We start from the raw sequence: 9195 nt of genomic DNA, 5'->3' as shown, positions 1-9195 counted from the left end.
AAAGTATATAATCACTTCAAAAGTGATTCTGACTTATCCGGAAACGGTGAAAGTGATGCGCCTCTCAGACTCTCAGATCGCCGATCTGGTCGCCCTCGCAAAGCCCTACGAGATTGAAGTAGCTGCACTCGCTGCCATTATAGCTGTCGAGAGCAACGGCATTATCTTTGCGCCCGAGACCAAGCTCCCCGTTATTCGGTGGGAAGGACATTACTTCTACCGTTTCCTAAAGGGAGCCAAGCGCGACAAGGCAATAGCAGCCAAGCTCGCGAGTCCTACTGCCGGAGCAATCAAGAACCCGACTTCCCAATCCGCTCGCTACGACCTCCTGAGCCGGGCGGCGGGGATCGACAAGGACGCCGCGTACTCGTCGATCTCCATGGGAGTCGGTCAGGTCATGGGTTCTCATTGGAAAACTCTCGGCTTCGCGTCCCCTTATTCGATGTTCACTCGTGCCTGCTCCGGCTTCAAGGGGCAGGTCGAAGTCATGCTCAAGTTCATTGAAGAGAACTCCCTCGTCGATGAAATCCAGCGCCGCGACTGGTCAGCCTTCGCGCGCGCATACAACGGCCCGGCATATCAGAAGAACAAGTACCATACCAAAATGGCAGCGGCTTATGCCGAAGCCATCGCGGACCCGCGTATTGCAGAACGCAACGTCGAAAACAATTCGAAGGGCAGCGCATCTTCCATGTTGCGGCTCGGCTCGAAGGGCGCTCGCGTCCGCGAGGTGCAGCAGCTCCTTGTACGGGCAGGCAGCGTTCTTTCCGTCGACGGTGACTTCGGTCCTGCGACACGCGACGCAGTGAAGTCCTTCCAGACGATACACGGCCTCGAAGCGGATGGCGTCGTTGGCCCGAAGACTATGGAAACTCTCGCCACTTATCGTTCCTCGATCGAGGAAAAGGTCGGTCAGCCAGCGCTGATAACCTTGCCCGAAACAACCACTGGCGGCGCTGGCACTATCGGCGGCGTAGGCACGGCTGTCGCGGCCGACAAGATCAACGAGATTGCTGAGAAGCTTGGTGGAGCTGAGGGCATCTTCAATCACATCTCCAACGGTCTCTATACGATCAGCGCCGTGCTGGTCGTCGGGGGGATTATTTGGGCCGGTTACGGCTGGCTCAAGTCTCGGCGCACCTATGAAGGGGTAACAGCGTGAAGGTCAAGAATCTCAAGCCCGGATGCAGCGTAGTACTCGGACGCGGCGAAGTTTCCATTGACGGCCGTTACATCGGTAACACGCCAAAGTTCGACCTCCGCATGTCGAAGGCGGGAAAGCTGCGCGTCGAGTTCGACTGCGACGACATCAGCCAAGAGAACATTCAGATGTTCTTCACATGCGATGCTGGTCGGGTCTCCTTCAAGGCGCGCAACGTTGTAGGGCCGAACATCGACATTTCGATCCCTCGCGTAGAGTTCAAGCGGCAATGGTCACTCAAGACTGCCGACAACTGGATGGCACTGCGGTTCACCGGGAAGGCGGTCGCCGTTAACGGCACCCTCCTCGAATACACATATCCCACCATTTTTCAGGTCACTCAATAATCAACTAACGAAGGAACTCTGAAATGAAAGTCGAAACTGAAAACCTGAAGCTCCCGCTCCGTACTTCCGGCCACGTCCAGATGCAACGCTCCGTTCGCGACGGATTCGAGAAGATCGACCAGGCAGTGAAAGCCCTGCAGACTGGTGGCAGCGGAGGTGCCGATCCGCGCATTGATGCTCTGCTCGCCGATGTAGCGGACCTCAAAACCCGCGTCACCGCACTCGAAACCCCCACCCCATAATGTCGGTGCTCTCCGACTTCTTCGGCTATGATGTTCCATGGTGGTTGTGGGCCTTCCCTGCAACCGCCACGCTGCTGACTATTTTTATATTCGTCAGCCGCACCTTCGGCGTTCGCAGCGCAATCATCGCAGCCTTTGCAGTCGGGACATCGCTCCTCGTCGCCCTCTCCTACCGTCGCGGAAAACAGCATGGTTGGCAGGAGCGCATCAAAAGGGAGAAGGAATATGAGGCTCACATCGCCAAGCGCGCTCGGGCCGCTCGTGATCGCTCTCTCGCTGCCAATCCTAGCCGGCTGCGCGACGACGACGGATTCAAGCGCCGGGATTAGCATTTACTGTGATAACGCCGAACCGATCATGTGGTCGGAAAAGGATACAGACGAAACCATTCGCCAGGCAAAGGCGAGAAACGCTGTGTGGAAAGAACTGTGCGGGACCAGAACGAGATGATCCACAATGAAGAAATTCGAGAACTGGTCAAGGATACGGCTGAGCACGCTGCGAAAGAAGCAGTCCGCCAGACCCTTCTGACTCTTGGGATCGATACCCAAGACCCTATCGAAGTTCAGGCGGACATGCGGCATCTACGCGAATGGCGGAAGTCAGTTGCTACCGTAAAGAAGCAATCACTGATGACCGCCATTGCCATCCTTACAAGCGGCATTATCGGTGTTATTTGGCTCGCTTTGACATCGAAAAGCGGCGGATGAACTGGATAGCGTCAACCGCCGCTAATGCGAACAGTGGGATGGAAAACCATCGCCAGCTCGAAAACGCGACCGAGAGTGCCATTCCGAATTGAATACAAAAAAGTGCCAAGGAGACATACCAGCTTTCCAGCGTCTCCTTGAGCACGATCAATCGGGTGCGTGTCGTGGGGCTCATCCAAAAAGTCCGCGAATGGCCATTTGAGAAAGAGCAGTGAAGAAGCCCACTTCAACGCCCTCCTCCAGCTTTTCCTCCGCAGCAATAGCCGAGGTAACCAGAGCCATAATCCTCTGATCCTGACTGTTCTTTATGTAGGTAGTTAATTCAACAGCAGCTTTGCGCCCCGCTGCACAATCGACATCCCACGCTTCAGTACGGGCCGGAGCCCAATACTTAACTGCCCCGTCGTCACCAACTGAGATGAAACTCAAAGTCGATGCGAGCGCCCGATGCCTTTGCAAAATGCACACTGTAGTTACTCCTAAAACGATGTGTTGCCTTGGTGTTTTTCGGCGGCTTTCCGCCCTTCCACTTTCATTTCCTCCCCATCGGGGGTCACTCACGCGCGAAGATCACTAAAACCTAACGCGCTTAAATACTCTGTGATCGAAAAGGTAACTGGCTCACTAATGCCGAGCCTCCGACGGATGTCGCGGCAATATGTCTGCTCTTGTTCGATCAGGACGCACCGCATCCCTTCCAGCAATGCCGCTGCCCCGGTGCTGCCTGAGCCAGCAAACGGATCGAGTACGATCCCGCCCATCGGAGTCACATGGCGAACTAGCGACTGCATTAGGCCGAGAGGTTTGATTGTGGGATGGCGCGATCCGCAACGGTCGGAATTGTTCGCCTTCGGATGATAAATGATCGGCACTCCTTCGAACGGCATGTTCTCAATTTGTTCCCCACTTTCGCAGACGTCGAAGGGGTGAGGATAACTTTCGTAAAACCGTGCCGAAGAGCCGGATTGATCTCCATAAAACGGCCCAGGCACCCTGCCAGCGAACTGCCCGTAAATTTCTTTTGTCGGGCTGGAAGGCTCAGTCCCTTTCACAGGGGCTTTCGCTCCTTTGCTCTCGGGGAACAATGCGACAACCTCAGCCGATCCATCGTGAATGAGATTCGCAGGCCAGCGACCCTTCGGATCGCCACCGCGGGGGCCGGGCTTCATGGCGAAGTTCGTCGAGCCGTTCTCACGATAGTCGCGTCCCTGCGAAGCTTCGCCTTCACGGTGCTTGCCGCCTTCCGATGGAACCCGGCAACCGTCGATGTTCACTGCGCCGACGCCGTGCTTCAGGATATTGAGTGCGCCGTTCTTCTCGGAGAATGGCTTCTGGCCGACATAGATCGGCTCCATCGCCGGTTTGCGAGCTTGGCCACCATAATGCCAGCCATCCCACTCCCGCGCCTCGTCGCTCGCCGGGACATACTCTCCCGGCTGATATTCCCGGTCAGCAAGCTTTTCCCATGATCCGTCTTTATTCTGATCGGCTCCGGGCCGAATGCGGCGAACCGGATTTCCCGTCGGCACAATGTCGCCACGCTTGCCGAGGGTTTTGTCGATTGCACGGGCGGCGCTGTGGGCCTTTGGCATACCGCTGGCGTAAACCCATCCGATCATAGGATGAGTGATGAAGCCAGCAGCTTCCAAGGCAACCTGCATATGACCGTATGTCCGACTCGACGAGAACGCTACGATGTAGCCTCCCGGTTTGAGCACCTGATAAACTAGTTTCCAGAACTCTGGATCCTGAGCGATCTTGGTGCCCTCGTCGTCAGACCCGTCCCATTTCTGACCCATGAACCCGGCCGAAGCTCGTGAATAAGCACCGTCGCGACCGAATTTCGCAGCTTTGTAGCCTTCCTTCCCAAAGCGCTTCACCATGGAATCGAGGTGGTAAGGCGGGTCAGTCGCTACTGAATCTACCTGTTCGCCCAATGCGATCATTCTTGTGAGAACTTGCCTGCTATCTCCCTCGAAGAGCCTGACTGATCTGATCACGATGCTGCCTTTACTGCCCGACGGATATGAGCGCGAGCGTTCTTCAAAACTCGTTGGTTACCGAGACCACCCTTCCCGTGAGAAATGACGAGAGCGAGTTTTTCTCGAATGAAAACCTTGATGTGCCGTTTGCCGTTCAGCGCGCGCCACGGCAGTCCGCATGCGTCGAGATCGGGTCGAATGGCAGCCAGATGCGCGTTGCGATCGAGGCGAGGTTGGCTCATGACAATGCCTCGTCGAGGTCGGCAGATTCGCGAATTGGGTGGCTTTTTAGGTTCATACTCACCTCTTATAACTATTATAGTTAATATGTCACTTTAAAAGTGATTCAGCGCGCACAACAATTTCGTCATCGCTGTCAATGATCTGGCCCGTGGCTTCGAGGAAGTCCTCGATGAAGCTGACGGCGACCGGAAAGACGATTGCGTTTCCCACGCCTTTGAGGATTTCTTGGCGAGACTTGCCTTCAAAGGGGCTGCCAGAACCCAATCGAAAGGCAGCCCCATCAACCAGAGGGAATGTGCCGGATTCAACTGGCCGCCACTTTCCATCTCGGCAGAAGAGCCAGTCAACATTTCGCCAGAAGCCGTTAACCGGGCCGGACCAATCGTTTTCGCCATAACCTGTAGCGATGTTATCGCTGTCCGCTCGGCTTCCGATCCGTCTCGTTCGCCCATTCTCTTCTTCATCGCCAAATGCGCCTCTGGCGATTTGTTGTCGTCGTTCGCCACCGTCGTAGGCCATCCGCTCAGCATCACGAAGTCGTTCAGTTCGTTCGAGCGCTCCTTGTTGAACGCCCTCTTCGCCTGACTTCCCCCGCTGCCGTTCGAAGCATTCGGCGTCGGCCACGCTGCCAGATGCGCCGCGTCGATCATCGACGTTCCCGTGTTCGCTCCGCGAGCCTTCTTCGCTTCGGGCGTCTCTGGTGATCCTCTCGTCGCATCTGTCGATGTTGCCGTCGGCCACCCGGCCAACGAAACTTGACGCGGCAACTGATCCAGCCTCACCCTGCCGTCTTCGGTCACTACCGTCATGCCCGGCGAGTCCTTCCAGTCCCGAGCGCTCGCCGTCGACCAGCCCGACAGCGCCGCATCCGCTGACAATGCTCCCCCGGCTTGGTTCGGGCCGCCATTCGAGCCGTCCGTCGCTCTGGGAGTGTTCCATCCGCTTCGCAACAAAGAAGAGACGCTGACGGATATGGGGCGCCCCACTGCCCGCAGCCGGGGTATCTCGAACCCCCACGGCGTATATTGCTTCTTCCAGGTCAGCGCATATAAGGTCGAACCAAGCTGTCGGGATTTGCGCATCGCGATCCGGGTCATAGAGGCCGTAAGGTCCAAACTCGCTCGTCTTATTTCGAGCTTTTCCGACGATGAGGGCGCTTTGAACCTGTTCGCCGAAGATGACAGGCGGTTTCCCTTCTTTGATAAGTCGATACCAGTCAGGCCAGAGGTGACGCTCGTCGTTGAACCCGCGTTGCTGGCCAGCTGCCGAGAACCCCTGACATGGGCACGACCCTGTCCAAACTGGCCTCGAATCCGACCACCCTGCACGACGGAGTGAGTACGACCAGACGCCGATGCCGGCGAAAAAATGGCACTGAGTAAAGCCTCGTAAATCGTCGGGCTGAACCTCTCGGATGTCACGTTCATCTACTTCTCCCGGGGCGATCAGCCCCATTGTGATCAGGTTGCGGAGCCAAGCGGCAGCGTGGGGGTCGAACTCGTTGTAATAGGCCCACGCTGTCATGCCAGTTCCTCTATTTCCTGACGACGAGATGGCTTCATAAAAACCAGCCAGTGCGTCTTCATTGCTTTCCCGCTGCGATTGCCGAACAGAGGTTTCCGATGAGTCAGCGCCAGCAATTCCGAGACGGGAATTTCATGCTCGTTCCATTTGAAAACGAGGGTGCCGTTGTTTTTCAAAACGCGGAAACACTCGGCAAAACCAGCACGAATGTCGTCTTTCCAGTTCTGGCCGAGTTTGCCGTACTTCTTCGCGAGCCAGCCGCTCTTGCCGTTGTTGAGCAGATGCGGCGGATCGAAGACAACCAGATAGAAGCTGTTGTCGTCGAAGGGTAGATCGGTGAAATCGAGTAGAATGTCAGGCTCGATAACGAGCTCGCGTGAGCCCCCTGTCGATGACGAGTCGCGCAGAATGTGACGCTCGCTGCGCTTGTCGCCGAATATCGCTCGCGGGTCTGATTGGTCGAACCAGAACATGCGACTGCCACAACAGACATCGAGGACTTCCGTCATCCGATTTCCCCGAGCAGCCGACGATACTCGACGGGACGGTTGAACTTCTGCGCGGATAGAATGCCCTGCTGCATGCCCTGACTGATACCGAGATCAATGTAGACAACCGTCTTCAGGGCATACTGCCCCCACATCAAACCTGCTTCGATCCCAAGGGCACGCTGCGCCGGAATATCGTCGTTGAGAATACCATCCTGCGTGTAGAGCAGGTGCGATGCGAATGGCGCTTCCCCGCGTTCCAAACAATCGCGCATGCAGCGGCGTGCGTAACCGATATTTCGCTCACGCTCATGGGGTGATCGACCGGCAAATGGCGATTCAATAATGACAGGGATCATGCCAAATCCTCAATATCACGACGCCTCTTCGCCTCCGGGCGATTAGCTCCGGGCTTCGGCGGTGTTCTGTGTCGGGGGAAGGCGAGTGCCGTGTTGAGGGCTTTCAGGAGGGCCTCGTCTGGCATGTCGTCCATCTCGACGGTCCATGATCCGTCCTCATGCTGGACGTTCGCCTGGAAGCCCCCTTCTTGACGCGGCCAAAGGGTGATGCCCTTCTTCTTGGAGACGAATGCTTTGCGGATTAGACGGTCGATCTCACTCATGCCGCACTCCATTTGAAATGGTTACGGGCATAAACAATCCACAATGCGGCGTTCATTGGCAGCAGCCCCCACGCAGATGTCGCAATGATCCAAACAAGCCAGAGGGCCTGACTGGCGAGACCAACGAGCCACGCATGCTTCGATTTATTCCCTGCAAGCACCGTCATGTAGATGGTGATCACAGAAAGCAGCCACGGCAGATAGTCTTTCAGGAGTTCACTCATGCCAGATCCTCGATGTCTCGGCGGCGCGATGGCTTCGCCTGCGCCTTCGGCTCCATCCTCGGAGAATGGCTTTTCACATCACGGATGCCAGCTCTGAGCGCGGTGAGAAGCGCCTTCTCTGGATCGGCGTCTTCCTTGTACTGAACATTCGAATTGTCGGTGTTCCGGTAGCCGGCGCACCAGACTTTGCCATCCCATCGGCGATGTAGGCTGATATGCAGGAGGCCATTCTTGATCGCACGGCGCAGCTCTGCGGCAAGACTATCGCTCATATGGGCCTCGTGTTGGCGCTGTTCCGCACTTCCTCGATCGCCCGTGAATTGCCGATCTCAAGGTTCTGGCCGATGATCTGGATTCCCATCTCCGGCGACATGGCGCGCTGATCCTGCAAAGCCAGCACTTGCCCGGTTAGCTGAGCGCAGATGGCAAGCATCTCACTGGCGGTCAGGTCCTCGCCGTGTTTCTTGAGCACGGCTTTGAGGTCATCCATGAATGCCGCGTGCTTGGCATCACATTCGACTATTTTCATTTTCATAAGGCTACCTTGATGAAGCGCTTTCCGGCTTCCGTGATCGTGAGCGTTGAGGGGCTGGTGAACTCGGCCAGACCTTTGCTGACCAGCACCATCACGGGGGGAGTCCGCTTCACGCCATTCATCGGGCCGTGCGCGAGGCTCCCTAGAATTGTTGCCTGTGGCATGCTGAGTTTGATCGACATGTCGCTACCGCCTGTTTCTGAGCGCGATTTCGAGAAGGTCGAGGACCACATTCAAGCCGATACCCACGGCGAGAAGTAATGGGATGTCGGCGAGCGTCATCAATTCATCCCAAGCGCATCCATATAAAGTTGCAGCATGGCCTCTTCTTCCTGCCGCTCGTGATCTTCCTTCTTGCGCAGGCGGATGATCATTCGGACGATCTTCGAGTCGAAGCCTGACCCTTTCAATTCGGCGTAGACTTCCTTGATGTCGTCGCCGATTGTCGTCTTCTCTTCTTCCAGCCGCTCAATGCGTTCGATGAACGCCCGCAATTGTCCGACCGCGATGGTCGATGCGTCGGAGGTTATGTCGTCGCCGGAGAACTTCTTGCTGTTGTGTCCGCGTGAATCGCTGCCGTCGCCAGCCAAGTCCTCGTCATCGTCGTGTCTGCGGGCCATGATACTCTCCCTAACTTTTAAAGTTATTCAGTTTCCAAGCTTTTTTCGATGACGCGGATCGTTGCCGCCGCGTAGACGATGACGCCGAGCATTTCGGCGATAGCTGCGTCAGCTTTACCTCGCTGGTGCATGCCGACGGCTTCCTGAGTCTTCTTGATCACCTGATAGGCGGTGCCGCCGACGCCAACGTTCCCAAGAAGCTCGGGGATGGTGCTGATTGGCTGATTGTCGAACGATCGGTCGTTCGCGTGCCGCTCTTTGCCCTTGCCGAAAGCCGACTGGACGAACGCTTCGCCAAGAATGCGGGCTAAGGAGTCGTAACCGGGTGCCTGCATTGTGACTGCAATTCCGCCATCTACTTTTCCGGCGAACTTTGCGCGGTGATCCTCCGCCATAAAGGCGCGAGCTTCTGCAATTTTTTCATCACTGGTCATGGCATTCTCCTTGTTAAGGTTAT

The 9195-nt window shown here is 56.4% G+C and carries 18 protein-coding genes; 5 read left to right on the top strand and 13 right to left on the bottom strand.

The features are described from left to right. The first annotated feature begins 55 nt into the window (after positions 1 to 55). The 5 genes from ABDF71_RS21830 to ABDF71_RS21810 all read left to right on the top strand — a co-directional run bounded on the left by ABDF71_RS21830 (position 56) and on the right by ABDF71_RS21810 (position 2500). Complete coding sequence (locus tag ABDF71_RS21830; protein WP_500061774.1) at positions 56 to 1162, top strand: N-acetylmuramidase domain-containing protein; 1107 nt, start codon at positions 56 to 58, stop codon at positions 1160 to 1162. Beyond that, positions 1159 to 1548: a hypothetical protein gene (locus tag ABDF71_RS21825; RefSeq protein WP_500061773.1), complete on the top strand. Its 390-nt coding sequence runs from the start codon at positions 1159 to 1161 to the stop codon at positions 1546 to 1548. Before ABDF71_RS21830 ends, ABDF71_RS21825 begins: the two co-directional genes overlap by 4 nt. A 23-nt stretch (positions 1549 to 1571) precedes the next feature. Further along, entirely contained in the window at positions 1572 to 1790 is a 219-nt protein-coding gene (locus tag ABDF71_RS21820) for a coiled-coil domain-containing protein (protein WP_500061772.1), read from the top strand. After that, positions 1790 to 2119 (top strand): hypothetical protein, encoded by a 330-nt coding sequence (locus ABDF71_RS21815; RefSeq protein ID WP_500061771.1) that lies wholly within the window; start codon positions 1790 to 1792, stop codon positions 2117 to 2119. The genes ABDF71_RS21820 and ABDF71_RS21815 overlap by 1 nt, the downstream gene beginning before the upstream one ends. Positions 2120 to 2236: 117 nt before the next feature. Beyond that, positions 2237 to 2500, top strand: coding sequence for a hypothetical protein (locus ABDF71_RS21810; RefSeq protein ID WP_500061770.1), 264 nt, complete (start codon positions 2237 to 2239; stop codon positions 2498 to 2500). A gap of 171 nt (positions 2501 to 2671) precedes the next feature. Here ABDF71_RS21810 and ABDF71_RS21805 read toward each other — a convergent pair whose 3' ends face one another. The 13 genes from ABDF71_RS21805 to ABDF71_RS21745 all read right to left on the bottom strand — a co-directional run bounded on the left by ABDF71_RS21805 (position 2672) and on the right by ABDF71_RS21745 (position 9172). Continuing rightward, the gene (locus ABDF71_RS21805; RefSeq protein WP_500061769.1) at positions 2672 to 2968 is read right to left on the bottom strand and encodes a hypothetical protein; all 297 of its coding nucleotides are present in this window, start codon (positions 2966 to 2968) and stop codon (positions 2672 to 2674) included. Between the two features lie 89 nt (positions 2969 to 3057). Further along, the gene (locus ABDF71_RS21800) at positions 3058 to 4446 is read right to left on the bottom strand and encodes a DNA methyltransferase (protein WP_500061768.1); all 1389 of its coding nucleotides are present in this window, start codon (positions 4444 to 4446) and stop codon (positions 3058 to 3060) included. Positions 4447 to 4496: 50 nt separating this feature from the next. After that, a complete protein-coding gene (locus ABDF71_RS21795; RefSeq protein WP_500061767.1) occupies positions 4497 to 4724 on the bottom strand; it encodes a hypothetical protein in 228 nt (75 codons plus the stop codon). 88 nt (positions 4725 to 4812) lie between these two features. After that, positions 4813 to 6249: a DNA cytosine methyltransferase gene (locus ABDF71_RS21790; RefSeq protein WP_500061766.1), complete on the bottom strand. Its 1437-nt coding sequence runs from the start codon at positions 6247 to 6249 to the stop codon at positions 4813 to 4815. Further along, positions 6246 to 6758 carry an SAM-dependent methyltransferase gene (locus ABDF71_RS21785; RefSeq protein ID WP_500061765.1) on the bottom strand — a complete coding sequence of 171 codons (513 nt, stop codon included), beginning with the start codon at positions 6756 to 6758 and terminating at the stop codon, positions 6246 to 6248. The genes ABDF71_RS21790 and ABDF71_RS21785 overlap by 4 nt, the downstream gene beginning before the upstream one ends. Then, entirely contained in the window at positions 6755 to 7096 is a 342-nt protein-coding gene (locus ABDF71_RS21780) for a DUF7768 domain-containing protein (protein ID WP_500061764.1), read from the bottom strand. Before ABDF71_RS21780 ends, ABDF71_RS21785 begins: the two co-directional genes overlap by 4 nt. Beyond that, on the bottom strand, positions 7093 to 7359 hold the full coding sequence (locus ABDF71_RS21775; RefSeq protein WP_500061763.1) for a hypothetical protein: 267 nt from the start codon (positions 7357 to 7359) through the stop codon (positions 7093 to 7095). The genes ABDF71_RS21780 and ABDF71_RS21775 overlap by 4 nt, the downstream gene beginning before the upstream one ends. Then, positions 7356 to 7583, bottom strand: a complete 228-nt coding sequence (locus tag ABDF71_RS21770; RefSeq protein ID WP_500061762.1) for a hypothetical protein — start codon at positions 7581 to 7583, stop codon at positions 7356 to 7358. The genes ABDF71_RS21775 and ABDF71_RS21770 overlap by 4 nt, the downstream gene beginning before the upstream one ends. Continuing rightward, positions 7580 to 7855 (bottom strand): hypothetical protein, encoded by a 276-nt coding sequence (locus tag ABDF71_RS21765; RefSeq protein ID WP_500061761.1) that lies wholly within the window; start codon positions 7853 to 7855, stop codon positions 7580 to 7582. Before ABDF71_RS21765 ends, ABDF71_RS21770 begins: the two co-directional genes overlap by 4 nt. Next, complete coding sequence (locus ABDF71_RS21760; protein WP_500061760.1) at positions 7852 to 8118, bottom strand: hypothetical protein; 267 nt, start codon at positions 8116 to 8118, stop codon at positions 7852 to 7854. Before ABDF71_RS21760 ends, ABDF71_RS21765 begins: the two co-directional genes overlap by 4 nt. After that, positions 8115 to 8300 carry a hypothetical protein gene (locus ABDF71_RS21755; protein ID WP_500061759.1) on the bottom strand — a complete coding sequence of 62 codons (186 nt, stop codon included), beginning with the start codon at positions 8298 to 8300 and terminating at the stop codon, positions 8115 to 8117. The genes ABDF71_RS21760 and ABDF71_RS21755 overlap by 4 nt, the downstream gene beginning before the upstream one ends. 99 nt (positions 8301 to 8399) lie before the next feature. Next, positions 8400 to 8648, bottom strand: coding sequence for a DUF2312 domain-containing protein (locus tag ABDF71_RS21750; RefSeq protein WP_500061825.1), 249 nt, complete (start codon positions 8646 to 8648; stop codon positions 8400 to 8402). A 113-nt stretch (positions 8649 to 8761) separates the two neighbouring features. After that, positions 8762 to 9172, bottom strand: coding sequence for a hypothetical protein (locus ABDF71_RS21745; RefSeq protein ID WP_500061758.1), 411 nt, complete (start codon positions 9170 to 9172; stop codon positions 8762 to 8764). Positions 9173 to 9195: the final 23 nt, after the last annotated feature.

The sequence above is a fragment of the Ochrobactrum sp. WV_118_8 genome (assembly GCF_039631535.1).
GTDB classification, from domain to species: Bacteria; Pseudomonadota; Alphaproteobacteria; order Rhizobiales; family Rhizobiaceae; genus Brucella; species Brucella anthropi.
Note: the sequence above shows the minus strand (reverse complement) of the source record. Positions and strands in the feature narration are given on the sequence as shown.

Coding starts and splice junctions, on each gene's coding strand:
- ABDF71_RS21795 (WP_500061767.1), bottom strand. CDS start 4,724: ATGAGCCAACCTCGCCTCGATCGCAACGCGCATCTGGCTGCCATTCGA.
- ABDF71_RS21765 (WP_500061761.1), bottom strand. CDS start 7,855: ATGAGCGATAGTCTTGCCGCAGAGCTGCGCCGTGCGATCAAGAATGGC.
- ABDF71_RS21790 (WP_500061766.1), bottom strand. CDS start 6,249: ATGACAGCGTGGGCCTATTACAACGAGTTCGACCCCCACGCTGCCGCT.
- ABDF71_RS21800 (WP_500061768.1), bottom strand. CDS start 4,446: ATGATCGCATTGGGCGAACAGGTAGATTCAGTAGCGACTGACCCGCCT.
- ABDF71_RS21755 (WP_500061759.1), bottom strand. CDS start 8,300: ATGTCGATCAAACTCAGCATGCCACAGGCAACAATTCTAGGGAGCCTC.
- ABDF71_RS21815 (WP_500061771.1), top strand. CDS start 1,790: ATGTCGGTGCTCTCCGACTTCTTCGGCTATGATGTTCCATGGTGGTTG.
- ABDF71_RS21770 (WP_500061762.1), bottom strand. CDS start 7,583: ATGAGTGAACTCCTGAAAGACTATCTGCCGTGGCTGCTTTCTGTGATC.
- ABDF71_RS21745 (WP_500061758.1), bottom strand. CDS start 9,172: ATGACCAGTGATGAAAAAATTGCAGAAGCTCGCGCCTTTATGGCGGAG.
- ABDF71_RS21780 (WP_500061764.1), bottom strand. CDS start 7,096: ATGATCCCTGTCATTATTGAATCGCCATTTGCCGGTCGATCACCCCAT.
- ABDF71_RS21820 (WP_500061772.1), top strand. CDS start 1,572: ATGAAAGTCGAAACTGAAAACCTGAAGCTCCCGCTCCGTACTTCCGGC.
- ABDF71_RS21810 (WP_500061770.1), top strand. CDS start 2,237: ATGATCCACAATGAAGAAATTCGAGAACTGGTCAAGGATACGGCTGAG.
- ABDF71_RS21760 (WP_500061760.1), bottom strand. CDS start 8,118: ATGAAAATGAAAATAGTCGAATGTGATGCCAAGCACGCGGCATTCATG.
- ABDF71_RS21830 (WP_500061774.1), top strand. CDS start 56: ATGCGCCTCTCAGACTCTCAGATCGCCGATCTGGTCGCCCTCGCAAAG.
- ABDF71_RS21785 (WP_500061765.1), bottom strand. CDS start 6,758: ATGACGGAAGTCCTCGATGTCTGTTGTGGCAGTCGCATGTTCTGGTTC.
- ABDF71_RS21775 (WP_500061763.1), bottom strand. CDS start 7,359: ATGAGTGAGATCGACCGTCTAATCCGCAAAGCATTCGTCTCCAAGAAG.